Annotated in this window: 22 protein-coding genes and 1 pseudogene; 15 read left to right on the forward strand and 8 right to left on the reverse strand. The window is 67.6% G+C overall.

The features are described 5' to 3' along the window. Positions 1-43: 43 nt before the first annotated feature. The 8 genes and pseudogenes from uraD (at position 44) to NS2_RS36815 (ending at position 7,450) form a co-directional block, all read left to right on the forward strand. Positions 44-559, forward strand: coding sequence for a 2-oxo-4-hydroxy-4-carboxy-5-ureidoimidazoline decarboxylase (gene uraD, locus NS2_RS19505; RefSeq protein ID WP_045438112.1), 516 nt, complete (start codon positions 44-46; stop codon positions 557-559). A gap of 11 nt (positions 560-570) precedes the next feature. Then, positions 571-1,923, forward strand: coding sequence for an 8-oxoguanine deaminase (locus tag NS2_RS19510; RefSeq protein WP_033088882.1), 1,353 nt, complete (start codon positions 571-573; stop codon positions 1,921-1,923). 295 nt (positions 1,924-2,218) lie between these two features. Continuing rightward, complete coding sequence (locus NS2_RS19515; RefSeq protein ID WP_033088883.1) at positions 2,219-3,655, forward strand: NCS2 family permease; 1,437 nt, start codon at positions 2,219-2,221, stop codon at positions 3,653-3,655. 4 nt (positions 3,656-3,659) lie between these two features. After that, positions 3,660-4,271, forward strand: a complete 612-nt coding sequence (locus NS2_RS19520; RefSeq protein ID WP_052086627.1) for an XdhC family protein — start codon at positions 3,660-3,662, stop codon at positions 4,269-4,271. 114 nt (positions 4,272-4,385) lie between these two features. Further along, a complete protein-coding gene (locus NS2_RS19525; RefSeq protein WP_033088884.1) occupies positions 4,386-4,769 on the forward strand; it encodes an allophanate hydrolase-related protein in 384 nt (127 codons plus the stop codon). Continuing rightward, a complete protein-coding gene (locus NS2_RS19530) occupies positions 4,766-5,563 on the forward strand; it encodes a hydroxypyruvate isomerase family protein (protein WP_033088885.1) in 798 nt (265 codons plus the stop codon). Before NS2_RS19525 ends, NS2_RS19530 begins: the two co-directional genes overlap by 4 nt. Then, the gene (locus NS2_RS36810) at positions 5,560-6,204 is read left to right on the forward strand and encodes an NAD(P)-dependent oxidoreductase (RefSeq protein ID WP_211724326.1); all 645 of its coding nucleotides are present in this window, start codon (positions 5,560-5,562) and stop codon (positions 6,202-6,204) included. Before NS2_RS19530 ends, NS2_RS36810 begins: the two co-directional genes overlap by 4 nt. Further along, a pseudogene (locus tag NS2_RS36815) lies at positions 6,123-7,450 on the forward strand (glycerate kinase). Before NS2_RS36810 ends, NS2_RS36815 begins: the two are co-directional and overlap by 82 nt. 60 nt (positions 7,451-7,510) lie before the next feature. On the opposite strand, the gene NS2_RS19545 reads toward NS2_RS36815, so the two are convergent. Together NS2_RS19545 and NS2_RS19550 are read right to left on the reverse strand one after the other, a co-directional pair. After that, on the reverse strand, positions 7,511-7,867 hold the full coding sequence (locus NS2_RS19545) for a hypothetical protein (RefSeq protein ID WP_045438114.1): 357 nt from the start codon (positions 7,865-7,867) through the stop codon (positions 7,511-7,513). 174 nt (positions 7,868-8,041) lie between these two features. Next, complete coding sequence (locus NS2_RS19550; RefSeq protein ID WP_033088887.1) at positions 8,042-8,335, reverse strand: hypothetical protein; 294 nt, start codon at positions 8,333-8,335, stop codon at positions 8,042-8,044. A gap of 373 nt (positions 8,336-8,708) precedes the next feature. Between NS2_RS19550 and NS2_RS19560 the strand changes: the two genes are divergently transcribed. Then, a complete protein-coding gene (locus tag NS2_RS19560; protein ID WP_033088889.1) occupies positions 8,709-9,614 on the forward strand; it encodes a helix-turn-helix domain-containing protein in 906 nt (301 codons plus the stop codon). Next, positions 9,604-9,804, forward strand: coding sequence for a DUF397 domain-containing protein (locus NS2_RS19565; RefSeq protein ID WP_033088890.1), 201 nt, complete (start codon positions 9,604-9,606; stop codon positions 9,802-9,804). Before NS2_RS19560 ends, NS2_RS19565 begins: the two co-directional genes overlap by 11 nt. 41 nt (positions 9,805-9,845) lie before the next feature. Here NS2_RS19565 and NS2_RS19570 read toward each other — a convergent pair whose 3' ends face one another. Continuing rightward, positions 9,846-10,955, reverse strand: coding sequence for a lycopene cyclase family protein (locus NS2_RS19570; protein ID WP_036552737.1), 1,110 nt, complete (start codon positions 10,953-10,955; stop codon positions 9,846-9,848). Between the two features lie 92 nt (positions 10,956-11,047). On the opposite strand from NS2_RS19570, the gene NS2_RS19575 reads away from it, so the two are divergent. After that, positions 11,048-12,028, forward strand: coding sequence for a hypothetical protein (locus tag NS2_RS19575; protein ID WP_143837494.1), 981 nt, complete (start codon positions 11,048-11,050; stop codon positions 12,026-12,028). A gap of 78 nt (positions 12,029-12,106) precedes the next feature. On the opposite strand, the gene NS2_RS19580 is transcribed toward NS2_RS19575, so the two are convergent. Further along, positions 12,107-12,871, reverse strand: a complete 765-nt coding sequence (locus NS2_RS19580) for an SDR family oxidoreductase (RefSeq protein WP_033088892.1) — start codon at positions 12,869-12,871, stop codon at positions 12,107-12,109. A gap of 109 nt (positions 12,872-12,980) precedes the next feature. Then, a complete protein-coding gene (locus NS2_RS19585) occupies positions 12,981-14,405 on the reverse strand; it encodes a carboxylesterase/lipase family protein (RefSeq protein ID WP_052086630.1) in 1,425 nt (474 codons plus the stop codon). A 431-nt stretch (positions 14,406-14,836) separates the two neighbouring features. On the opposite strand from NS2_RS19585, the gene NS2_RS37640 reads away from it, so the two are divergent. Both NS2_RS37640 and NS2_RS37645 read left to right on the forward strand, forming a co-directional pair. Beyond that, the gene (locus tag NS2_RS37640) at positions 14,837-15,199 is read left to right on the forward strand and encodes a DUF308 domain-containing protein (protein ID WP_063865013.1); all 363 of its coding nucleotides are present in this window, start codon (positions 14,837-14,839) and stop codon (positions 15,197-15,199) included. A gap of 9 nt (positions 15,200-15,208) precedes the next feature. After that, positions 15,209-15,496 carry a DUF308 domain-containing protein gene (locus NS2_RS37645; RefSeq protein WP_063865015.1) on the forward strand — a complete coding sequence of 96 codons (288 nt, stop codon included), beginning with the start codon at positions 15,209-15,211 and terminating at the stop codon, positions 15,494-15,496. Positions 15,497-15,559: 63 nt separating this feature from the next. Here the strand turns inward: NS2_RS37645 and NS2_RS19595 are convergent, their stop codons facing one another. Beyond that, positions 15,560-19,372 (reverse strand): NACHT and WD repeat domain-containing protein, encoded by a 3,813-nt coding sequence (locus NS2_RS19595; RefSeq protein WP_096490599.1) that lies wholly within the window; start codon positions 19,370-19,372, stop codon positions 15,560-15,562. Positions 19,373-19,754: 382 nt separating this feature from the next. Here NS2_RS19595 and NS2_RS19600 point away from each other — a divergent pair, with 382 nt between their 5' ends. Then, positions 19,755-20,849 carry an AraC family transcriptional regulator gene (locus NS2_RS19600; RefSeq protein WP_052086631.1) on the forward strand — a complete coding sequence of 365 codons (1,095 nt, stop codon included), beginning with the start codon at positions 19,755-19,757 and terminating at the stop codon, positions 20,847-20,849. A 64-nt stretch (positions 20,850-20,913) separates the two neighbouring features. Here NS2_RS19600 and NS2_RS19605 read toward each other — a convergent pair whose 3' ends face one another. Beyond that, entirely contained in the window at positions 20,914-21,249 is a 336-nt protein-coding gene (locus NS2_RS19605; protein ID WP_143161303.1) for a hypothetical protein, read from the reverse strand. A gap of 517 nt (positions 21,250-21,766) precedes the next feature. Here NS2_RS19605 and NS2_RS19610 point away from each other — a divergent pair. Beyond that, entirely contained in the window at positions 21,767-22,438 is a 672-nt protein-coding gene (locus tag NS2_RS19610) for a universal stress protein (protein WP_052086632.1), read from the forward strand. Between the two features lie 101 nt (positions 22,439-22,539). Here NS2_RS19610 and NS2_RS19615 read toward each other — a convergent pair whose 3' ends face one another. Beyond that, positions 22,540-24,555 (reverse strand): erythromycin esterase family protein, encoded by a 2,016-nt coding sequence (locus NS2_RS19615; protein ID WP_096490598.1) that lies wholly within the window; start codon positions 24,553-24,555, stop codon positions 22,540-22,542. Between the last annotated feature and the right edge of the window lie 23 nt (positions 24,556-24,578).

Raw genomic sequence — 24,578 nt, forward strand, 5'->3', positions numbered from 1 at the left:
AGTACTAGGTGGTGGAAACACGCCAATGACGGTTGGAGGTCGGATGTCGAGTCGCCTGGAATGGCTCGGTTCGCTGTCCCTGGAAGAGGCCGAGGCGCAGCTGCTGACCTGCAATGCGTCCCGGTCCTGGGCCAGGAAGATGGTCGCGAACCGGCCCTATGCCGACGAATCGCATCTGACTTCCGCCGCGGTGACCGGGGTCACCGAGCTGGCGTGGGCCGACATCGAGGAGGCGCTCTCGGCGCACCCGCGCATCGGTGAGCGCACCGCCGCCAAGCATCAGTCCGAGCAGGAGGCCCAGTGGTCGGCCGAGGAGCAGTCCGGCGCAGCCGACGCCGACGCCCGGGCCAAGGCCGATCTGGCGGCCGGTAACGTGGCCTACGAAGAACAGTTCGGCCATGTCTTCCTGATCCGCGCCGCGGGTCGCAGCGCCGCCGAGATGCTGTCCGAGCTCCGGATCCGCCTCGGCAACTCGGTCCCCGACGAACAACTGGTCGTCCGGCGTGAACTGGCCGACATCACCGGCCTGCGCGTCCGGAAACTCCTGGACTGTCAGTAAGAGGATTTCACGTGAGCAAGCTCGTAATCGAAAACGCTTACATCGCACCGGTTGCCGGTGACGAGATCCCCAACGGTTATCTGATCGTCCGGGAGGACGGTCGGATCGAAGCTCTCGGCGCGGGACCGGCGCCGACGGTGGTGGGTGCTGAACGCCTCTCCGGCACCGGCTGCCTGGTGACCCCGGGCCTGGTGAATACCCACCACCACCTCTACCAATGGGCCACCCAGGGGCTGTTCCAGGACGCTACCCTGTTCGAGTGGCTGACCGGGCTGTATCGGCTGTGGGCCACCATGGACGCCGAGATCGCGCACGGCGCGGCCACCGCGGGTCTGGGTTGGCTGGCGCTGACCGGGACCACCACCTCCACCGATCACCACTACATCTTCCCCAAGGGTCGCGGTGACGTGTTCGAGGCCGAGGTGCGCGCCGCGCGGGAGATCGGCATCCGCTTCCACCCGTGCCGCGGTTCCATGGACCGCGGGCAGTCCGAAGGCGGCCTGCCGCCGGACGAGGTCGTGGAGAACCGCGATGAAATCCTCTCCAGCACCGAGGAAATCATCCGCGCCTACCACGACCCGTCGTTCGACTCCATGCTGCGCGTGGCCGTCGCCCCCTGCTCACCGTTCTCGGTGTCGGAGGGCCTGATGGTCGAATCCGCCGCGCTGGCCCGTCGATACGGTGTCCGCCTGCACACCCACCTCGCCGAGACCCTCGACGAGGAAGAGCACTGCATCGAGCAGATGGGTTGCACGCCTGTCGAATACATGGAGAAGCTGGGCTGGCTCGGCGACGACGTGTGGTTCGCGCACGCAGTTCACCTGCACGACAAGGACATTGCGGCCTTCGCCAGGACCGGGACCGGTTCGGCGCACTGCCCGACCTCCAATGCGCGTCTGGGCGCGGGCATCGCGCGGGTCACCGACCTGCTCGCCGCCGGCGCACCGGTCGGGCTGGGCGTCGATGGCGCGGCGTCGTCGGAATTGACCTCGATGGCCGGTGAGATGCGCCAGGCGCTGCTGTTCCAGCGCGCCGTGCACGGCCCCCGCGCCCTGACCGCGCGTCAGGCGCTCGAGGTCGCCACCCTGGGCGGTGCCCGGAACCTGGGCCGCCACAACGAGATCGGATCGCTCGAGGTCGGCAAGCTCGCCGATATCGCGGTCTGGCGGGTGGACGGCTTCCGCGCCGCGCTCGAGGACCCGGTCTGCGCGCTGGTGTTCGGCCCGCAGCCCCCGCTGGCGCGTCTGCTCGTCGGTGGCGACACCGTCGTGGACAACGACGAACTGAAGACCATGCCGCACGACGCGGTCGGCCAGGCCGGTGTCGACGCTCGCAAGCGCGTCATGCGACAGGAGACCCGATGAAAACCAGGTAACCCCAAGCCTTCTCGTCAGACCCGCAGTTATCGGAGAACCACCCATGCTCTCCTCGACTCCTGCGATCGCCGCAGCGATTCGCGATGCCTGCCGCAAGCGGGGCGGCAACGAGAACCCAACCAGGTTCCCGTGAGTCCGGACAACGTCATCCGGAACAGTTGATTAACAGGGGCAAGTCCGCATCCGGCGGTAAAGACCCCACAACAAGCATCACCGAATCCGCGGCTCGGGAAATCCCCCAGCAACCGTGCCGCTGGTCGGCTACGCCCATAGGAGGGCAGCCATGACCCAGACTCAATCACCGATCACGACCGCGGAGACGCGGGGGTCGGCGCTCGAGAAGTTCTTCCGCCTCAGCGAGCGCAAGACCACCATATCCCGCGAAATTCGTGGCGGCATCACGACATTCGTCGCTATGGCGTATGTCATATTGCTGGTCCCGCTCATTCTCGGCGGCGTCGCCGACGCGCACGGGGACAAGCTCAGCATCGCGCAGCTCACCACCGCGACCGCCTTCTCGGCCGGTCTGACCACCGTCCTCATGGGCCTGGTCGGCAATGTGCCCCTCGCATTGGCCGCCGGTCTGGGACTGGTACCCGTGGTCGCCTACCAGGCGGCGCCGCACATGACCTGGCCGCAGGCCCTGGGTCTGGTGGTGCTGATGGGCGTGGTGATCGTCATCCTGGCCGCCACCGGTCTGCGGACCATGATCATCAATGCCATTCCGATGGCCATGAAGAACGCCATCGGCGTCGGCATCGGCATGTTCATCGCCATGATCGGCCTGGTCGCCTCCGGTGTGGTCGGGCACGGCGCGGCCGGCGGCCCACCGGTGACCCTGGGCGTGGACGGGCACCTCGAGGGTTGGCCCACCGTGATTTTCGCGGTCGGCCTGCTGCTCATGCTGGCGCTGTTCATCCGCAAGGTGCCGGGCGCGATCCTGATCAGCATCGCCATCTCCACCGTGCTGGCGATCATCGTGAACGCCATGGCCAAGATCGATCCCAAGGCGTGGGGCACCGTCGTGCCCGAGAAGCCCAAGTCGCTGTTCGCTTCCCCGGACTTCGGTCTGGTCGGCCACATCGACCTGTTCGGCGGCTTCGCCACCGCCGGCGCCATGACCGCCACCGTGGTGCTGTTCACCCTGGTGCTGACCGGCTTCTTCGACGCCATGGGAACCGTTTTCGGCGTCTGTGACGAGGCGGGCCTGGTCGACGACAAGGGCCAGGTGCCCGGCATGGGCAAGATCCTGACCACCGACGGTGTCGCCCAGATCATCGGCGGCGTGACCGGCGGCGCGGGTTCCACGGTGTACGTCGAGTCCGCGACGGGTGTCGGTGAGGGCGCCCGTACCGGTCTGGCCAGCGTGATCACCGGCGGATTGTTCTGCGCGGCGGTGTTCTTCACCCCGATCGCGGCCGTGGTGCCGATCCAGGCCGCCGACCCCGCCCTGGTGCTGGTCGGCGCGCTCATGATGACCCAGGCCCGCAAGATCGACTGGAACGACCTCGAGGTCGCGGTGCCCGCCTTCATCACCATCGTGCTGATGCCGTTCACCTACTCGATCACCAACGGTGTCGGCGCGGGTCTGATCGCCTACACCGTGATCAAGCTGGCCCGCGGCAAGTTCCGCGAGATCCACTGGCTGGTGGCCATGGTGAGCGTGGTGTTCGTCGCCTACTTCGGCATCAACGGCATCGAAATGGCCCTGGGGAACTAGGACCATGCGCGACATCGCGGCACAGCTGCTCGAATGGCACGGGGCGGGAACGGATTACGCCCTCGCCTCCGTCATCGAAGTCTCCGGCTCGGCGCCCCGTCCGATCGGCTCGGCCCTGGCCGTGTCCGCCGACGGCACCTTCATCGGAACCGTTTCCGGTGTCACGGTGGACGGTGCCGTGCGAGAGTTGTGCCGCGAGTCGCTGCGCACGGGACGCGCCGTGCGGGAAACCTTCGGTCACAGCGATTCCGACGCCTTCACGGCCGAATCGGACTGTGGCGGAACGATTCAGGTGTTCGTCCAGTCGGTGACCGGGCTCGATCGCGATGCGGTGGACCTGGTCCTGCGAGCTGAGGGGGAGGCCGTGGCTCTGGTCCGCGACCTCGACAGCGGCGCCGCCATGGCGCTGGGCGCCTGGTGGACCGCCGGGGCCGAACTCGACGAGAACGTGGTGGCGCAAGCCCAGACCATGCTCGCGGACGCCGTGACCGGGGTGCGAACCATCGGTTGCGGCGACGCGCAGGTCACCGTGTTCGTGGAATCCCATGTGCGCACTCGCGACTCCAAACTCGATGCGCTGCTCGACGCGGTGTATCGCCTGCCGGTGGGGTTGTGAGCGCGCGGGAATCCGTGCGGTCCGCCGCGCGGCATCCGGGTGGCCACCCGGGGCGCGCGGCGGACCGATCCGCTTCATGAGTTTCATTCATCGACCGAAAAAGGAACGAGTGCAATGCCTTTGATCTTCCTGAACGGGGGTGCCATGCGCGGCGGACCCCTGAATTACCTCCTCGAGGGCGCGTCCTTCGCCGGGGAGGCCAAGACCGCGGCGCAGTACCGGTTCTATTCGGTCGACGACCGTTTCCCCGGCCTGCACCCGGTGGCCTACAGCGGCGTGCCCATCTCCGGCGAGCTGTTCGACGTGCCCATGGACGTGCTGCGCGACCGGCTGCTCCCGGCCAAGTCGCCGAAGCTGGAACTGGGTGTGATTGCCTTGGAGGACAACCGCTCGGTGTTGTCCATGGTGTTGCGCCGTCCCGTCCTGTCCGACCCGGAGCTCGTCGACATCACCGATTTCGGCAGCTGGCAGAGCTATCGGGAGGAAATCGCACGATGAGGTACACCGCCGAGGGAGCGCTTCGGAAGTTCGACGTGCACTGCTCGATCCTGCTCACCGACCTACCGCTGCTGGAACGTCCGGCGGCGGCGAAGGCGGCGGGGTTCGAGGCGGTCGAATTCTGGTGGCCCTTCGGCGAGAACCCGGTGCCCGGGGACAAGGTGGTCGACGCGTTCGTCTCGGCGGTCTCCGATGCCGGGGTGCAGCTCATCGGGTTGAATTTCATCGATCTGGTGCCCGCCGGGCGCGGGCTGGTGTCGGTTCCCGGGCGGGAGACCGAGTTCCGGGACAATATCGACGTCACCGTCGGAATCGCCGAGCGGCTGGGATGCCGCTCGTTGAATGCGTTGTACGGCAATCGGATTCCCGGCGTGGATCCGGTGCGGCAGGACGAGCTGGCGCTGGAGAACCTGCGGCTGGCCGCCGACGCCGCCGCGCGCATCGACGCGCAGGTCGTGCTCGAGGCGCTCAATTCCATTGAATCGCCGGACTATCCGATCGTGTCGGCCGCCTGCGCGGCGGCGATCATCGACGAGGTCGGCGCACCCAATCTCCGATTCCTCTGCGACCTCTACCATCTCGCCCGCATGGGTGTGGACCTGTACCGGGCCATCGAGAACTTTGCACCTTACATCGGCCATGTGCAGATCGCCGATGCGCCCGAGCGCAGCCGTCCCGGTACCGGCACGCTCGATTTCGAAAGCCTGTTCGCCGCACTCGACGCCGTCGGTTACGACGGCTGGATCGGCCTGGAATACAAGGACCCCGAACACGATTGGAGTTGGATCGCGTGAGCACCATCGGATTCATCGGCCTCGGCATCATGGGCGGCCCGATGGCCGGGCACCTGGTGGCCGCCGGGCACGAGGTCACCGGCTACAACCGGTCACCCGGCGCGCTGGAGAAGCTGAAGGCTGCCGGTGGATCCGCCGCCGGGAGCGTGGCCGAGGCCGTCGCCGGGCGCGACATCGTGATCACCATGCTGCCGCAGGACGAGCAGGTAGAGGCGGTGTTCACCGAGATCCTCGAGCACGCGAAACCCGGTGCGCTCTATATCGATTTCTCCAGCATCACCCCGAAGACGGCCGAATGGACCGCCGCGGAGGGCGCGAAGCGGGGCCTGCGGGTCCTGGACGCGCCGGTCAGCGTCGGCGAGCCGGGGGCTGTGAACGCCACGCTGTCGATCATGGTGGGTGGTTCCGAGGCCGACTTCGAGGCGGCGAAGCCGGTTTTCGCCGCCGTCGGAAAAACCTACGAACTGGTCGGCCCGAATGGTGCGGGCCAGGTCGTGAAGGCCGCCAACCAGCTGGTCGTCGGCGGCACCTACGCTTCCTCGCCGAGGCGATCGTGCTCATGGAGAGCCTGGGCGCGGACGCCGCCAAGGGCCTGGATGTCCTCGCCGGTGGCCTCGCGGGCAGCAAGATCCTCGACTTGAAGCGGAAAACCATACTGGCCCGCGACTTCCGCCCCGGCTTCCGCATCGACCTGCACCACAAGGACATGGGCATCGTGGCCCCGGACAAGTTCCGGGGGGCGCTGAGCGCGCCCGAGGTCGCCGCGCATCTGGCGGCCGGATTGCGGGCGGCGCGGCCGGATGTGCCGGTGGTGACGGTGCCCGTCGCCGATGGCGGGGAGGGGACGGTGGCCGCGCTGGTCGCGTCCGGGTACTCCGGGTTGCAGACCAATGTGACCGGGCCGGTGGGGAATCCGGTGGTCGCCTCGTTCGCCATGCGGGGTGGGACGGCCGTGGTCGAGCTGGCCGAGGCTTCCGGGCTGAAGCGGTTGCCCGGGCGGGCGACACCCGCGACGGCGATGACCGCGACCAGCGCGGGGACCGGTGCGCTGATCCGCACGGCGGTCATGCGGGGGCGCGGCGGGTGGTGCTCGGGTTGGGCGGCAGCGCGTGTACCGATGGGGGAGCGGGGATACTCAGCGCACTCGGTGCCGAAATGCTGGATGGCTACGGTCGTTCGCTGCCTCCGGGCGGGGCGGCACTGCGGCGGCTGGCGCGCATCGATATCCGGGAACTGCTTCGGGTGCCGGTGGTGGTGGCCTCCGATGTCGACAATCCATTGCTCGGACAGCGCGGTGCCGCACAGATTTTCGGGCCGCAAATGGGGGCCGGGCCGCGCGAGATCGAGGCACTCGAGGCCGGACTGGCCCGATTCTCCGAGATCGCCCGGCGCGATCTCGGCATCGATGCGGCCGACCAGCGCGGTGCGGGCGCGGCCGGTGGCGTGGGCTTCGCGGCCCTGGCCTTCCTGGGCGCGACCCTGCGGCCCGGGATCGAAATCATCCTGGAGCAACTGGATTTCGCGCAGGCGCTGAGCGGCGCACGCCTGGTCATCACCGGCGAAGGCTCGCTCGACGAACAGACCCTCAACGGTAAGACCCCGATCGGCGTCGCCCGTGAAGCATGGCGGGCCGAGGTACCCGTGATCGCGGTCTCCGGCCGCCGCGGCATCGACCGGGACATGCTGCGCCGCTTCGGCATCGACGACGCCTACGCTCTCACCGACCTCGAACCCGACCCGAGCGTCTGCATGGCCCAGGCCGGACCCTTGCTCGAGCGGCTGGCGCACGGCATAGCCGCGGACCATCTGGAACGCTCGATCCGGCCGGACCCTCCGCATCGCTTCGTGGCGCCGGATGCCGCCACCCTGACCACCCGCTGGGGCTGACCACCCCACTTCCCGAAGACGGGGGCCGCTGACCGATGAGGGGTCGGCGGCCCCCGCGCTTCACCGCGTCAGCGCGGTTCCGGTCGTCGTCGACGAGGTTCCGGTCGCGCTCATCGGGGTTCCGGTCGCTACGGCGTAAATCGCTCGCTCCCACGGCTGCGCGTCGGTTGCGGTGAGGATCTCGTCCAGCAGCGGTGCGCGCGCCAGGCTGCCCGCGCCGTAGTCGCCGGATGCCCGCGCGCTGGCGATCACGGCGTAGATGACAGCGGCGTACACCTCGGACCGGGGGGACAGGACCACTCCGTGCGCGGCCTCGAAGCGGCGCAGCCGGTCCTCGACCACATCGATCACATCACGCAGGGCTCGGATCTCGACAATCGGTAGGTCGTCCACCTTCACCAGCCCCCGCCCCGGCATAGGTTCGTATCGAAACGGAATGTCCCGGCAGGCAACTCGATCGCGCTATGGCTGGACACTTGAAGGTCGAACATCGTTGAAGCCTCCCGTGATTCGGCATCGCGAACCATCAGCACACCATCAGCGACCGGCTCGGCACAGCGATTCGGCGAATTCGGGCCGATCCAGCCAAGGTCACCCCGAGATCAACGCACCGTCCATGATCATCGCGTAAACTGCGGCCTCCCACGGCCCCGTCTCGACCCCACCGAGAATCACGTCCAGGATCGGAGCCCGCACCAGGCTCCCCGCCCCGTAGTGACCGGCGGACCGCGCGCTGGTGATCACGGCGAAGATCAACTCCGCGTACACCTCCGCCCGCGGCGCGAGCACATACCCGCCCGCCGCCTCGTGACAACGCAACCGATTCTCGACCGTCTCGATCACGTCCCGCAGCACCCGAACCTCGACCTCCTGCATGTCGTCCATCTCAGATCCTCCAGGGCGGCCGGGGAGCACGCTTCCCGATCCGCACCAGATACGTCTTCGCCTGCAATTTGGCCGCGCACACGGTAATCGGACAATCCGCATGCTCCCGCAAGGCCCGTAACGCCTCGGCCTCGGTCATCACCGCCAGGGCAGAGTGCCCGGTCGCTGGAAGCCCGAACATCGTTGGAACCTCCCGTCATTCGGGGAATGCTGACGAGAACAGGAGACCACTGGACGCCCCGCGAAACGCCCGAAAGTGGGATCCCAAAGGCGAATTGGTTCAAATCCCCACGACCGGACCCACATGCGCGGTACAACGGACCCATCTATCGACGCTGTTTGATTCGAGTTCACACACAGAGGAACTGGAACGATGACCAGCAAGGATGATGAAGAGATCCCCGCGTCAACGCTGCCGAGACGGCAACTCGGCCGATTCCTGCGCGAGGAACGAGAGAAGAACGGCCTGACCATCGACGCCGCGGCCCGGCTCGTGGACCTGTCGAAGTCGGCGCTACAACGGCTGGAAGCCGGTCGGAACCAACGGATTCGGAAACAGGACGTGCGGGCGCTGTGCGAGACGTACGGTGTGGACGCGGCGGATATCGCACAGGCCGTCGAGTTGGCGGAGCAGGCCAAGATCAGAAGCTGGTATCACGCGTTCGGTGGGTTGTTCAGCGACGAATTCAACATGTACGTCGGACTGGAAGCCTCTGCGCGCCACCTGATCGTGTACCACGAGCAGGTACCCGGCCTGCTTCAAACTTGCGATTACGCCCGTGCGCTGATCAGTGCGTTCTACGTGAACAGTTCGGTCGACGATATCGAGCGGCGGGTGGAACTGCGAATGAAGCGGCAGGTCATGGTCACCCGGCGGGCCGACCCGTTGACACTCGAGGTGCTCCTGCACGAGTCGGCACTGCACCGAGTCATCGGCGATCGGAAAGTCATGTCCGTCCAGCTCCGAAATCTCGCCGAGGTCAGCAAACTACCGAACGTGACGGTTCGCGTGAGCCCGTACGAGGCCGGAATGACCTGGGGAATCCTGCACGGCCAATTCGTCATTCTCGATTTCGGCAGCGATGCGCCGAATCGCCTGACAGAGCCACCGATCATCTTCCTCGAAGGCGGCCCGTCCAGCGACGTCTACCTCGAGAAGTCCGCCGAAGTCCGGCGCTACGATGATTTGGCGGCTGCAATCCGGGCAACTGCCCTCGGCGAGAACGAAACCCGAGACCTACTGCGGCGTGTAGCGAAGGAGTACGAGCGTGACCGTTGACCATTCAAACGCCCGCTGGTTCAAGAGCAGTTACAGCGAATCCGGCGGCCAGTGCGTAGAGGTCGCCTTCCTCGCCACCGGCGTAGCCATCCGCGACTCGAAAAACCCCACCGGCCCCGCCCTCCACTTCACCCCCTCCGAGTGGACCACCTTCACCACGGCCGTCCGTGCGCTCCGCCTGGACCCGTGATGGATCCATCGAGTGGCACGGAAGTGGGTGATTCGTCCGGGTTATCGTCCGATTTTGTGCCACTCGATGATTGGGCGGGCGAGGGTGCGGCGGATGGGCCAGGGGAGGGATTTGAAGAGGGAGGTCATGGCTGCGGTGGTGGCGGGGAGGTCTTCGCGGTTGGATAGGTAGGCGTGTTGGGTGGGTGGGGGGAGGGTGAAGAAGGCGTCGAAGAAGGTGGGGATGTCGGTGGGGGGTAGGGCGAGTAGGGCTTGGAGGCCGGTGTGGCGTAGGAGGCGTACGGACCGTGCGGAATTCGGCCAGATCTGGTCTCCGGCTATGAGCTTGTCTGCGAGGGCGAGGGATGTGGCGATGCTGTAGCCGGTTGCGGGGTGGGTTAGGGCTCCGGCTGCGCCGAAGGCGGTGGGGGTTGGTTTGCCGCCGTGGAGGGGGAAGCGGACTCGTTCGATGGGTTCTGCGCCGGTGAGAGTGATTCCGCGGGAACGTAATCGGTGTGTCAGGCGCTGTTGGAGCGTTGACAGGTCGAGGGCGGGGCGGCCTGCGAGGCAGGTTTCTTCCAGGAGGACTCGGGTGTCGTCGAGGGGGACCGCGTAGAGGAATGAGCGGGGTGCGGTGGGGGCGGCTCCGTTGTCGTCGCGCCAGTCCATGAAATAGGTCTCGGGGTGGCGGGTGCGGTCGATGATCACGCCGAACGCGGTCTGTTCGGCGAGCTTGGGGGAGCGGGCGAGGCCGCGGGCGTCGATGACGCGGGCGGCGGGCAGGGTTGGGCCCGAGGCAAGTCGGACCGAGGGTAGGTCCAGGCCCGCGGCGGTGTGGCGGGCCGGAGGAGTGATATCGAGGACGCGGTCTTCGAGGATCCGGGCACCGGTGAGGTCCAGCGAATCCCGCAGGGTGGCGGTATCGAAGACCACGTAGCGGCGATACAGTTCGATGCGGCGGTGGGTCCAGACGAGTGGTTTGTCGATCGTGGCCGCGAGGACCTGCGGGTCGAGCCAGGTCGGGAGTTCGTCGGCCCAGGCGGCGTAGGTTGCCGTCCACTGGCGGTCGGGGTGCGGGTCGACGAGGGTGACCTCGAGCCCGTGCGCGAGGGCGCGGTGGGCGAGGGCGCGGCCTGCGGGGCCCGCGCCGCAGATGAGCAGATCGTCGGTCACTCCGTGATTGGATCATGGCGGACGGCCCGCATACGCTTCGGGAATGTGTGCCGGGCCGGGGAGGGTCCGGGCGGGCCGTGAAAGGTGAGTAGATGACGTATCCACCCGGGGGATCCGGTGGCGATCCGACTGTCCACAGACAGCAACCGCAGGAACCGGATCCGGCATGGTGGGATCATCCCGCGCCTGCCACGGGCAGTGAGTATCAGGTGCAGCAGCCGGGGTGGACCGGGTCGCTGCCGGTCGAGGGCCAGGGGTGGCAGCCGACGCAGACGAATTGGCCCGCGCAGCAGGGCTATCCGCAGGACACCGGGTACGGGCAGCAGCCGGGCTATGCGCAGCACACCGGGCAGGGGCAGCAGCCCGGGCTGCCGCAGGATCCGGGATATCCGCAGCAGCAAGGCTTTTCGCAGCCGCCGAAGTCGAATACCGGGTTGATCATCGGTGTGGTGGCGGGTCTGGTCGTGATGCTGGCCATCGCGGTGGGCGCGATCGTGCTGGTGTCCAAGGACGACAAGTCCTCCCAGGCCGACGCGACCACGACGACCACCACGACGGAGGCCACGTCCGCCCCCGCCACCACCCGCACCGCGCCGACCACCACCAAGCCCGCCGCGGGCGGCAGCCGCTTCCACTACACCGAATACGGCAAGGACTGGGACTTCAAGTTCGGCGACGTCGAACTGCACGCCAAGTACGTCACCGGCCGCGACTTCGACACCTGCGCCCAGATCGACAAGGCGGGCACGCTGACCGGATTGGGTTGCCAGGTCGCCTCGGAGATGGCGTGGAAGGCCGAGGGCGGTGAGCTCATGCTGACCCAGATCGTGATGACCATGTCCGACTCCGGCCAGGCCGACGCGGCCTACGGGCAGTTCGACAACAAGGACGTCAAGCTGAGCGACGGCACCTACATCGCCGACTTCGAAACCGGCAAGTGGAAGGCCGCGACGCTGGGCAAGTTCGTCGTCTACACCGTCGCCACCGCCACCTCCTCGGTGGACGAGGCGACCGTCGACAAATACCTGTCGTGGCGCTCCAAGGACACCGTCGCCGCGCTCGGCTTCCGCTGAGCCGGTCCGCTCCGAGCATTCGGATGCGACCGTGCCCGGCACCGAATCGCGGTGCCGGGCACGAGGTTTCGTCCGGCGTCAGATACCGCCGGTGGCCAGCAGACCGCCGTCGACCCGCACGGTCGTGCCGGTGATCCAAGCCGACTCGTTCGAGGCCAGGAACCCGATCAGCGCGGCCACGTCCTCCGGCGACCCCAGCCGCTTCATCGGATACACCCCCGCCGCCGCCTCCTCGTCCGCCGAGTACAGCGCATCCGCGAACTTGGTCTTGATCACGCCCGGCGCCACCGCGTTCACCCGGATCTTCGGCCCCAACTGCCAGGCCAGCTCCTCGGTGAGCCGGATGAGCGCCGCCTTCGAAGCCCCGTACGCGGCGATCACACCCGTGGACCGCAGCCCGGCGACGCTGGCCACATTGACCACCGAGCCCCCGTGCTCACCCATCCACGCCTTGTACGCCTCCTGCACATACCCCAGCGCCGCAACGACATTCACGTCGAAGATCTTGCGCACGGCCTCCAGATCGGCCTCCATCAGCGCCCCGTACACCGGATTGATCCCGGTGTTGTTGACGAGTACATCCAACGACCCGAACTGCTCCACGGCCGTCGAAACCTGCAACGCCCGAGCCTCGGCGTCCCCGGAATTCCCCGCCACCGCGACGACCTTGCCCGGATGCCCGAGCCCCCGCAGCCGCTCGGCCGCCTCCTCCAGCGCCTCCGGCTTCCGCGCCGAAATCACCACATCGGCCCCGCGCCCGAGCAGCTCCGCCGCCACCGCGAACCCGATACCCCGGCTGGCCCCGGTGACCAGCGCGCTCTTGCCCAACAAGTCATCACTCATGTGACGGCACGCTACTTCAGTCCTGTCGCATGAGCGAACTTGCGGTGGTTGGGGGCATTCCGTTTCTCGGGACCGGCTCTGCGGTCAGCCGGGTGGCGCTCCGTCGGATTCAGTAGGTCCACGCCTTCAGCACGGTTGTGTTGCGCGATGCCGGTGGGCCGAACACGCGCAGGTCGTCGTCACCGCGGAAGGGATGCCAGTCGTCGGAGGGGACACCGGTTTTGATGAATTGCATCCACAGGCCGTGCATTTCGTCGGCCAGCGCCTGTGGCGCATCATCGCCCGCGTAGAGCGTGAACCCGGGGTCGGCGAGGTTGTCGAAGGCGAAGCCCAGGTCGAGCGTGTGCATCGGGCTGCGGGTGTGGATGCTCGACGGCCAGGTGAAGTAGTAGCCGTAGCAGTTCTCCCGCTGGCCGGTCTGCGCGGCGTAGGTCGGGGCGGCGAACGCCGCGTCCGACAGCAGCTCCAGGAAGATCTCGGCCGGGGTCAAGCTGCCGTCGTACTCGGAGTGGTAGGTCGCCGCCGGTATCGTGGTCGCGGCGAACGGCCGGAATACCACCTCGAGAGCCTTGAGCGCCGCGTCCTTCGGCACGAAATCGCCGAAGACTCGCCAGAAGTCGGACTCCTTCCGGTTGTTGCCGATGATCATGCGAACCGGCACCGGGCCCCGGGCGAGCCGGCTCACCGGGTTGTCCCTGAGCAGCTCGCCGTCGATCACGGGCGGGAACAGGGTGAGCATGTTCTGCGGGCTGAGCGTGCGCATCAGCTCGGCGACCGCCGCGCCGGACTTGCGGGGGTTCATCTCGCGCAGCGCCTTCGCCGTGAGGTCGAGGCCGAGGGCCATGGCCAGCGGCGCGGCGATCTTCGCCGCCACCTCCGGAGTGGCCGCGACACCGATACCCGACTCGCAGATCACCTGGTGGAACAGCTCCCCGGCGAATTCGGTGGTGGCCAGCGCGGACACGCTCATCGAACCGGCCGATTCACCGCCGATGGTCACGCGACGCGGATCGCCGCCGAACGCGGCGATATTCGCCTGCACCCAGCGCAACGCGGCGAGCTGATCGTGCAGGCCGCGATTGTCGGGGGCATCCGGCAGGTGCGTGAAACCCTCCAGGCCCACACGGTAATTGGCCGAGACGAACACGGCTCCGTCGCGCGCGAAGGACGTGCCGTCGAACAGCGACTGGGCCGTGCTGCCCATGGCGAACGAGCCGCCGTAGAACCACACGTACACCGGGAGTCCGGCACCGGGTTGGGCCTGCGGCGGGGTCCAGACGTTCAGGGTCAGCCAGTTGTCGCCCTCGATCACCGGGTAGGTGTACGGCTCGGACAGCTCCATGGAGGCGGGCGGGGTCGGGCCGAACTCGGTGGCGGCGAACTCGCCGGGCAGGCGGTCGACCGGCTCCGGCAGGGCGAATCGACGCTCGCCCACCGGGGGATGCGCATACGGGATTCCGAGGTACCGCGCCACGCCGTTCACAAGGACGCCTCGGATATTGCCAGCCGGACATTCGACCTTGAATTCGCTCATGATGAACCCTCCACGTCAAGGAGTACGGGGGCGACAAATTGCGACGGTGTCGCCGGGCAGCACACCGGCGACACCGCCTGCGCAGACAACCCCATCGTTGCCGGAGATTTCGGACCGGCCGCCGTTGGTCGATCCGAGACTTTCAAATTCTGCTTCCATGCGGAGGCAGAATTTCATTCGACCACAGGAATTTGGAGAATGGGGAGGGGCTCACTGTCCAGAATCGGGGTAAATGCGGACACGCTCGACTGTGGTGCGCCGAGGTCGCCGAGAGGTCGTCGGTGCCGGGCATCCGCGGACAGATCGTGGTATTTCCGGACGATTCACCCATCGAGCATGCGGCTGACGTTATATCGAATTTCTTTCGTATGGAGAGAGAATACGTTCTGCTTTATCGTCGCTCAGTGTCCACTCTATCGAGGAGGGTTTCGATGACAACCATTCAAGAGAGCATTGTCGATGGGCCGCTGAACAAGCTGAACAAGCTGGCCCGCAGCGCATGGCAGTCCATCCTTGTCACCGGCGTCCTATCGGTGCTGCTCGGGGTCGTCGTTCTGGCCTGGCCGGGGCCGACGCTCGTCGTCGCCGGTGTCGCATTCGGCATCTATCTGGTGGCCAGCGGGTTGCTTCAGCTGATCTCGGCGTTCGGGCTCCATGCCGACGCCGGTCTGCGCATCCTCGCGTTCATCAGCGGCATTCTGTCGCTGGTGCTCGGATACTTCTGTTTCAACAGCACACTCGAGTCGATTCTGTTGCTGGCGATATGGATCGGAATCAGCTGGCTGTTCCGCTGACTCACCGTGATGATCGCGGCGATTTCCGACCCGGATATGCCGAGCCGAGGCTGGCAGATCTTCTTCGGCATCGTTGTCGCCATCGGTGGCGGCGTGCTGGTCTGGGCGCCGTTCGATTCCATCGCCGTGCTGGCCCTGACCGCCGGCTGCGCGCTCATCGTGATCGGCCTCCTCGAGATGATCACCGCGTTCCGGGTCCGTCGCAGCACCGCCGAGGTCCGCGACAAGATGACCGGTCTGCACGCATCCGCATCCGAATTCCGCAGCAGCAGAGGAGATCTTGCGAAGGGAGCGTAATCCGGCCGCGGTATCGCCGATCGCGGCGATACCGCGCCCCGGCCGCACCGATTCGGATCGGAATCAGTGGGGGCACAGCTCGATACGGGTATCGAGCAATGCCTGGTCGGCCGAGTTCCAGCGGTCGGCTCGGGCCAGGGCGGTACGGCAGAGCAGATCGGCCACCTCCGCCGGATCGGTGGTCCAGCGTTCGGACGCGAGGTCCGAGACGCCGATCACGCGCTCGTCGTCGGTGCCGTCGAAGCGGGCGAACCAGCGCGAACCGAGTGCGACGGCGATCGTCCGGCCGAGGGGGATCGGGTCGGTCGCGTTGCTGACATCCCAGAGCCGAACGGTTTGGTCCACACCCGCGGAGACCAATCGACGGCCGGAGCGGTCCACCGCCAGAGCGGTTACCGATGGGGTGTGAACGACCTTCTCGGTGTCCGGACCTCCGTGGGTCGGGTCGTCGATATTCCACGCGCGGATGGTTTCGTCGTCGCCGCCGCTGAACAGGTGCCGCCCGTCGGCGGCGAAGACGAGGGTCGAGACCGCGGCCTGGTGGCCGGTGAGTCGCCGCTCGAGCACCGGGTGGTGGCGATCGGCGATGTTCCACAGGTAGATCGCGGCATCGCCGGAGCCCGTGGCGACCCGGTTGCCATCGGGTGAGATCGCGATCGATTGGAAGGGGCGGGTGGCCTCGGACGCGGCGGTGCCGAGCGGATGCGGCGCAGCGGGGTCGCCGACATCCCACAGCCGAATCGAGACGTCATCGTCGCCGGTGACGAGCACCCGGCCGTCCGGGGTGAATCCGGTGGCGGTGAAGTGCTCGGTGCGGGTGGTCAGCGGGGTACCGAATGGAGTCGGACGAGCGGGGTCGGCCAGATTCCATAGTTGCAGCCCGCCGCCGGAGGAGTCGGATGCGGCGAGCGCTATGCCGTCCGGCCGAATCTGCACCAGGACACCATGATTCGGCGGCGCGGCCTGGGTATCGCTGGTCGGCGTGACCGCGTCCCGGGCGACCGTCCACACCTGGAAACGGCCGTTGGTGCTCGCGGTGACCAGTCGCGACCCCGCGGCGTCGAGCTCTACCGAGGTGAACGGCCCATCGGTGGCCACCGGAATATCGGCGGCCGGGCGAGTCCAGATCCGGACCCGCCCGTCCCCGCCCGCGGTGACCAGGTGAGTATCCGTGGTGAGTTCCAGGCTCGAGATGGGGCCGAGGTTGCCGCCGACCGGACGCCCGAACGGCTGGTAGCCGGAGGCCGTCTGCTGCCACAGACAGACCGTGCCGTCGGCGCTGCCGGAGGCCATCTGGCCATCCGGCCCGAACAGCAACGCGTCGACGGCGGCACCGTGCACGGTTTGCGGTGAACCGAGTTCGCGCGGCGCGGCCCGATCCGTCAGCGACCACATGCGCACCGTTCCGCTCTCGGTTCCCGCGATGAGGCGATCGTCCGGGCCGAACGCCAAGGCTTCCACGGCACCGGCCGCCGCGAACAGTGGTTCGCCGATCGGACTCAGCCGACCCGGTTCGGTGATGCTCCAGAAACGGATGGTGCGGTCGTCCCCGCCGCTGGCGACCAGGGTCCCGTCGATACTCATCGCCAGCGCGTTGATCACGCCGGTGTGTGCGGGGATGTGATCGCGTGTCTGCGGCACGGCGGGGTCGGTGAGGTCGACCAGCGTCAGCGCGCCGTCCTCTCCTGCCGCGACGAGCGTGCGGCCGTCGCTGGTGAACGCGATCGACGTGGCCGGTGCGGTGAGCGTCGAGACGCCAAGGGCCCGGGGAATTTTCGGATCACTGATATCCCACGTCCGGATGGTCCCGTCGTCGCTTGCGCTGGCGAGCAGGCCGCCGCCCGCCGCAAGGGCGACCGAGTTCACCGCGCACCGGTGGCCGCGCAATCCGGGGCCGAGGGCGACGGGGACGTGGTCGTCGGTGATGGACCACACCCGGATCACCGCGTCGTCGCCCGCGCTGAACAGCATCCGCCGGTCCGGATCGTAGGCGAGACCGTTGATCCGGCCGGCGTGCCGGTCGGTCGAGGTGGTGATCACCGGATAGGCCTGGGTGGCCATCAGGCGGGCCTGGGTTTCGGCGTTGCCGGGCCGGATTCGGTAGGCCGCCAACGCCATTCGTATCGACGCGTCGGGGTTGAAGTTCTCTATCCGCTTCGACTCGTTGATCAGGGCATTGACTTCGGCGTCGGCGCGCTCGCGTAGGACCGCGCCACGCTGCACGAACGCCAGCGTGGCCGTGATCAGGGCGACGACGCACAGCAGGGCTGCGGCGGACAGAAGAATCCTTCGGCGCGAGGACATTTCACGTTGGCGACGGATCGACGCCGCGATGAACTCCTGGGCGATCCGATTGATCGAGCCGCCACCGCCGGTCACCACACCGGCGGTCTCCAGGCGCTTGTCGGCATACAGCAGCGAATTCGGCTTTCCCTCGGTGAACCAGGTGCGCGCGTCCTCTTCGATGCGATGCCGGGCCGGGCCGAATTCCTTTTCCTCCGAGACCCATTCGGCCATTCGCGGCCACACTCGCGGCACCGCCTCGTGCAGCAGTTCGATCTCGTCGTCCTGCATGATCACCAGCCGCGCGTCGACCAGGCGGCCGAGTACCCGTTCGGTCAACTCGGGGTCGGTGGAGTCACCGACCATGACCTTGTGGGGCACCCGATTCCGCGTGATCGAACGCGGGCCGACAACGGTGAGCGTCATCAGGATCGACCGCGCGAACCGCTGTTCGTCGGCGGTGAGTGCGGCCCAGGCCCGTTCGGCGGTGGCCGCGACCGAACCCGCCGTCTCACCTGCCTCCCGGTAGGCCGCCAGCGTCAGCGTCCGACCCCGGCGGTGCGACCAGGTCGATTCGAGCACGTGCGACAGCAGCGGTAGCAGTGCGGCCTTGCCGTCGTCGGAGGTCGCGGCGTCCAGGTCGTGCAGGACGATGTCCACGAGTGCGGGCTCCACCTTCAGACCGCAGGCCAGGGCCGGGCTGGTGATCGCCTCGCGCAGTTCGGCTTCGCACATCGCGCCGATGATGACCGACGCATTCCTCATCGCCTGGGCCAGCAGCGGGTACTGGATGACGTCGTTGAAGAAGTCGGAGCGGATGGCCATGACCGCGGTGACCCGCCGCGCGGCCCCGGGTGCGGTGACGCGCGCCAACTCCTCGACGAAGTCTCGGCGCGCGGCGCTGCCCTCGCACAGGGTGAACAGTTCCTCGCCCTGGTCGATCAGCAATAACACGTCGGTGCCGTCGGGTGCCCGGTCGAGTGCGGCACGCAGGGTTTCGCCGGGCCGCGCGCCGGGGCTCATCGGTACCGGCGTGCGCGTGTCGGGATTCGCCTGCAAGCCCGCGGCGAGCAGCGAGGACTTGCCCGCACCCGAGACGCCGACCACCAGCACCAGGCGTGCCATGTCGGCAATCGCCTCCACCAGCGCCATCGCGCCGACGACCGCCGCGCGGGCGTTGTCGCGGCCGAAATACAGGTCCGCGTCCTCGGCGCGGTACGGGGACAGCCCTCGGTACGGCGGATGATCCGGCTCCCGCACCGGCCGGACCGTATCGCCGTGGTCGTCCTTGGCCTGTTGCCAAGCGATTTGCCAGCTACCGAGGTCGAGCAGGGTTCGGTCGGCATTCCGGGATGGTGGCCGCGCCTTCGCGTCGCCGATGAGGACGGTGAGGACCGGCAGCACGGACTCGAAGGTCGCGGGCAGGCCGACGCCGCGCCGCCAGTCGCTGATCCGCTGCACGGTTACCCGGCTGGTACCGGGTGTACCGACGATATTCGCCCGTCGCACCACGGATTTGACTACCGGCGTGCCCGCGAGCTGGAACAGCGCGGTCAGCCGTTGAGCGAAGCGTTCACGCGCACCCGCTACCACCGGCAAACTCCTGGAGGATCCGACGACACGGCTCGGACAGACACTCGCGCAGCACTCTCCGAGTGAAGGTTACAGCCGGTGCGGTTGTGTAGCGAACCTCTGGCATCCGGCGTGTACCGCAACACGGCAGCCATGTCCATGGCTCCCGCCGTAAACATAACGTCAATGCAATCCGGTCCGGATTATCCGACCAGGCGATTCACCGGTGTGAACTGGAGGATTGCCAACTTGTCGCTTGATGGCGCGGCGAGTCTCACGGGAGTATTCGAGGCATCGAACCGACTCGCGTCGCGGGTCATCGGAGGGTCGGCCGGACATCCGAGCCCGGCGACCAGTTCGAAATACACCACGATCGACGGCAATACCTGAGGAGTCGTCCGGTATGGAAATTTTCGATCCCGAGTTCAGCGCGGCGAATATCGCGCCGACCGTCCTCATCCGCCTGTGCGCGGTTGCCGAGGAGCGCGGAGTGGACCCCGAACAGTGGTTCCTGGGGACAGGCGTATTGCCCGGACGGCTCGACTCCCCGGCGGCGCGGGTCTCGTATCGACAGGCGACGACGATCATCCGCCGCGCCGTACGTGCGATGCCGGAAGGGGCGCTCGGGCTCGAGGTCGGATCGCGCGATTCGACCGTCACCTACGGCATGCTCGGCTTCGCGATGCGCAGCAGCCGGACCGCCGGCGATGCCATGGCACTTGCGAGCGAAATGTCCGGGTTGGCGGGCACCTTGACGGATTTCGGATTCAGCCGTCGCGGCGAGCTGAGCACGCTTCGGGTGTTCGAGCGCGTGCCCGATCCGGAGCTGGTGCGCTTCCTCACCGAGCAGGCGATCGCGGCGGCGCTGTCCTTCGGACGATCACTGGTCGGCGATGGGGTCGAACCCGTCGGGGTCAGGCTGAGCTATCCGGAGCCCGCGTACGCCGCCGACTATCGGCGATACTTCCGATGTCCGGTCGAATTCGGTAGCGGGGTCAGCGAATTGGACTTCCGCACCGAGTTGTTCACGCGGCCGATTCCCACCTACAACCGGGCCGGCCTGACGGTGGCCGTAGAGGCGTGCAGGCGAATGGCTGGGGGCGGTGCGGCCGGCAATGACGTCGTTGCGTCGGTCGAGTCGATTCTCGGCGAGAACCTGCGCCGCTCGATGTCGATGTCGGAGGTCGCCGAACGGTTGTTCATCACCGAGCGCACGCTGCGCAGGCGGCTGCGGTCGGCGGGCGCGAAGTACATCGATATCCGCGATCGGGTCCGGCAGCGCCGTGCGCTGTTCCTGGTCCGGGAAACCGGGATGACGATTGTGCAGATCGCCGCGGAGACCGGCTACCGCGACGCGCGCGAGTTCCGGCGTGCGTATGTGCGCTGGAACGGCGAGCCGCCGAGCCGGACACGGGCCCGCGGCGCGCTCGGGTCGTCCACCGCCGATACCGGAATCACCGGGCGGCTACCGGTCGAGGATGGCCGTATCGCATCGTGACGCGTACGTCGCCGTGCACGCCACTCGGGAGTGTGGCGTGCACAGCGATTTCTGTCCACGGGATTCAATTGCGACCCATCATTCCGGCCTTCTCCTTGATATCCGCCACACGCCGAGAAGTATCGCGGGATATCGAATCGATCCGTTCTCGCGTCCGCTTCACGGTCGGACCGATGATGATCCATAGCCGGAGAATATCCAGGATCATCGCCAGCATGCCGATGCGCAGCGATCGGCGCGCCAATCGCCGACTCATGGCGCGAAGGTGGCGATCGTTCGGAATCGATCGCGCGCCTTCGGACGCCCGCCGAAGATATCGATGCAAATGATTCGGTCGTGACACGGATCGAGCGGACCGACGCTGCGATAAATCACTCACTGCTTGTTTGAGGATTGTCATTGGGCCACTGTATTCCGTCGACGCTTGCAACCGCGATGGTATATCCGACCAAAATGGTGCGGTTTCCGGACGTCTTATTCGATATGGGATCCGTCCCTATTGACTCATTTATCAATGCTGGCGAACGCTCTGCTGATGAGAAAATCTGCTCTTCTCGGCATAGCGCTGTCCGCTGGCGCAACAGTCGCGTTGCTCACCGCGTACGGTGGCTCGATCAGCGACGTGAGGGCGCATTCGATCACGACGGTCAGCACCGATTCCGCCGATTGCAGAACCGGTGCGCAGACCGTGAGCGACCTGCAACCGGTACTGCGGCAACTCGGCGACAGCCTCACCGCGCTCGGTCCCGCCGCCGACCGGAACATCCTCCCGACCGCGCTCGCTCAACTCGACGACGCCCGCCGATCCGCCGATCGGATCAGCGGCGGATTCGCCGCGGCGGCAGACGCAATGAGCGCCCCCTCAATGATTCGATCCGAATTCCGACACCCGGCGGCCGTCCTCGGGCGGCAGGCTGGTGCGCTGGCACGAGATCGCCGAGCGCGGTGCGGCGCAGGCTGTCGCGCTGACTCGCAGTTGCGCACCGGAACTGGCTGTCACCACTGAAATCACCCCACAGGCAGCCGCCCCCGCGCTCATCGCGCTCAGCGCACAGGCGCGCATCCTGGTGATCGGTGCGCGGACGGTCTGGGACAACCGCCTGGTGGGTCCGACAACCATGGAGGTCGCCCGGCACGCACACTGGCCGCTCGTGGTCTGGCGCGGTGTCGAGGGCCGGCCGATCCCGCGTCGCAAACCGGTCGTGGTGGGCGTGGACGGCACCGAGTTCAGCACTGCGGCAATGGATCTGGGATTCGAACTGGCCGCGGCGTTCGGGACGACGGTGACGGCCGTGCACTGCGGGCCGCACCGGCTCCAGCCGGTGGGGCGGGAGATCGGCGAAACGCGGAGCGGGTCCGCGGTGCTGGCGGAAGCGCGCGGTCCCTACCGTGCGAAGCATCCCGGCGTCGAGATCACCGAGATGGCGGTGCCCGGTGTGCCCGCGACCGTGCTGGCCGAGGCGGGCCACGACGCTCAACTGGTGGCGGTCGGTACCCGGGCACGCGATGCGGCGACCGCCGCGCTGTTCGGATCGACGAGCCGGGATCTGCTGCACCATGCACCGTGCCCGGTGCTGCTCTGCCGCTGAATTCCCGACGAGGCACGACTTCCGGCGGGTGTCCGTGGGATCGGCCGGCGGCGTGGCAGGGGCCGGACGGCGATGGTGAGCGTGGGGCGTCTCGGTGCGGGCTACAGGCCGGTCGGATAGGTTTCCGGGGTCGTGCCCGCGATCCACCGGCTGCCCGGCGACAGCGGTTCGAGGGCTGTGGTTTCGTCGATGTGGATGATGGCGTCGTAGCGGTCGGCCGCGCGGGTATGGAAGTAGTGGCTCTGGCGTTCGGTGGTGGGCTGGTAGATGACGCCGATGGCACGTTCGAGCCGTGGGGTACGCAGGATCTCGCCGACGTTGTCCGGACGGTCGGTGCGCAGGAAGAGCGCGGGCATGCCGGTGTCGTGCAGGAGTTCCTCGATGCTGCTGGGCAGCGGGGGCCGCACTCGTTTGCGTTCGGCGTCCCCGCCCCAGCGGCTCGCTGCGGTGACCTCACCCTGTGCCGTGGTGAAACCGATACTGCGGCACTGGTTTCCGTGACGCTCCCGGATCAGCTGGCCGAGCGAGAGCTGGCCGTCGGCGGCCATTTCGGTGGCGCGGGCGTCGCCGAGATGAGAGTTGTGCGCCCACACCACGATGCGCGCCGGTGCGCCGGGGCGGTCGAGATGGCGGGCCAGCGCGTCGAGGGTGTCGGCCATGTGCTCATCGCGCAGGTTCCACGACGAGACCCGGTCACCGAACATCGCCCGGTAGTAGGCCTCCGCGTCGCGGACCGTCGAGGCGTTGCGCAGGGCGTCGAAATGCGCCTCGCCGTCCTGGATTTCGGTCAGCGCGGTGTTGCGTTGCAGTTCCACCAGCTGCCGGACGACCTCGGCCTGGCAGGATGCCCCGGCGCCGAACGCGGCCGCGAAGCCATAGGCTTGACCGTCGTCGTCGGAGGTGCGGTCGAAGCAGGCGTATCGGCGCTTGGCCCGCTGTGCCGCAGCGGGATCGGCCTGTTCCAGATAGTCGATCACCCGCTGCATCGAGCGGTGCATGGAGTACAGGTCGAGTCCGTAGAATCCGGCGCCGGGCTCGTCGCGGCGGCGCTGACCGTCGTTGTGCAGGCACAGCCATTCGATGAACTCGCGGACAACGGTATTGCGCCACATCCAGGCCGGGAAGCGTTCGAAGCCCGACAGCGCGTGTGTGGGCGATTCGTCGTCGCCGAGGCCGCGCACGTAGCGGTCGACACGGTAGGCGTCGGGCCAATCCGCCTCCGCCGCGACAGCGCAGAACCCGTGCTCGCTGATGAGCCAGCTGGTGATGGCCGCGCGGGCGGCATAGAACTCCTGGGTGCCGTGTGAGCTCTCGCCGATCAGCACGAACCGGGCGTCACCGATCAGCTCCGCCAGCGCGGATTCGGGCGGCACCCCGCCGGGGGCCGCGAGCGCCGCCGACCGCAGCACCCGCGCCGGATCCTCGGCCGGCCGTGCCGCACCGACGGTGGGGGTGGTGAGCAGCCGCCGCACTTCGTCATCGGTGGTCTGCGCGAAGTTCCAGAACGAATCGCCGACCGCCAGGAACGGCGATGGCATGGTGGCACAGACCATTTCATCGACGAGCGCGCCGAATTCGCGGCACGTCGATTCCGGCGCGGCCGGGACCGCGACCACGATCCGCTTCGGCTCCCCGGCGCGGATCGCCTCGACCGCGGCGAACATGCTGGTGCCGGTGGCCAATCCGTCATCGACGAGAATCACCGTGCGACCGGCCACCTCGTGGGGCGGGCGTCCGGATCGGTAGGCGGCCTCGCGGCGGGTCAGCTCCCGGGCCTCGTCACGGACGACGGCGCGCACCTGCTCTGCGGTGAGCCGCAGCGTGCGCACGAGGTCGTCATTGAGCACCACGCGACCGCCGCCGGCGAGTGCGCCGATCGCGAATTCGGGATTGCCGGGTGCGCCGAGCTTGCGCACGATGAGCGTGTCCAACGGGGCATCGAGCGCGGCCGCCACCTCCCAGGCGACGGGCACGCCACCGCGCGCGAGTCCGAGCACCACCACGTCGGGATCGTTGCGGTAGTGCTCGAGCAGACGGGCCAGCACGCGGCCGGCCTCGCGGCGGTCACGGAAGATCTGGCGCGGCTGGTCCCGGAACAACGGCGTCGTGGATGTCATCGGAAACTCCTCGGGGACAGGGG

The organism is Nocardia seriolae NBRC 15557 (genome assembly GCF_007990715.1).
Lineage (GTDB): Bacteria > Actinomycetota > Actinomycetes > Mycobacteriales > Mycobacteriaceae > Nocardia > Nocardia seriolae.

Coding starts and splice junctions, on each gene's coding strand:
- uraD (WP_045438112.1), top strand. CDS start 44: ATGTCGAGTCGCCTGGAATGGCTCGGTTCGCTGTCCCTGGAAGAGGCC.
- NS2_RS19515 (WP_033088883.1), top strand. CDS start 2,219: ATGACCCAGACTCAATCACCGATCACGACCGCGGAGACGCGGGGGTCG.
- NS2_RS19520 (WP_052086627.1), top strand. CDS start 3,660: ATGCGCGACATCGCGGCACAGCTGCTCGAATGGCACGGGGCGGGAACG.
- NS2_RS19525 (WP_033088884.1), top strand. CDS start 4,386: ATGCCTTTGATCTTCCTGAACGGGGGTGCCATGCGCGGCGGACCCCTG.
- NS2_RS19530 (WP_033088885.1), top strand. CDS start 4,766: ATGAGGTACACCGCCGAGGGAGCGCTTCGGAAGTTCGACGTGCACTGC.
- NS2_RS19545 (WP_045438114.1), bottom strand. CDS start 7,867: ATGCCGGGGCGGGGGCTGGTGAAGGTGGACGACCTACCGATTGTCGAG.
- NS2_RS19550 (WP_033088887.1), bottom strand. CDS start 8,335: ATGGACGACATGCAGGAGGTCGAGGTTCGGGTGCTGCGGGACGTGATC.
- NS2_RS19560 (WP_033088889.1), top strand. CDS start 8,709: ATGACCAGCAAGGATGATGAAGAGATCCCCGCGTCAACGCTGCCGAGA.
- NS2_RS19575 (WP_143837494.1), top strand. CDS start 11,048: ATGACGTATCCACCCGGGGGATCCGGTGGCGATCCGACTGTCCACAGA.
- NS2_RS19580 (WP_033088892.1), bottom strand. CDS start 12,871: ATGAGTGATGACTTGTTGGGCAAGAGCGCGCTGGTCACCGGGGCCAGC.
- NS2_RS19585 (WP_052086630.1), bottom strand. CDS start 14,405: ATGAGCGAATTCAAGGTCGAATGTCCGGCTGGCAATATCCGAGGCGTC.
- NS2_RS37640 (WP_063865013.1), top strand. CDS start 14,837: ATGACAACCATTCAAGAGAGCATTGTCGATGGGCCGCTGAACAAGCTG.
- NS2_RS37645 (WP_063865015.1), top strand. CDS start 15,209: ATGATCGCGGCGATTTCCGACCCGGATATGCCGAGCCGAGGCTGGCAG.
- NS2_RS19600 (WP_052086631.1), top strand. CDS start 19,755: ATGGAAATTTTCGATCCCGAGTTCAGCGCGGCGAATATCGCGCCGACC.
- NS2_RS19605 (WP_143161303.1), bottom strand. CDS start 21,249: ATGACAATCCTCAAACAAGCAGTGAGTGATTTATCGCAGCGTCGGTCC.
- NS2_RS19615 (WP_096490598.1), bottom strand. CDS start 24,555: ATGACATCCACGACGCCGTTGTTCCGGGACCAGCCGCGCCAGATCTTC.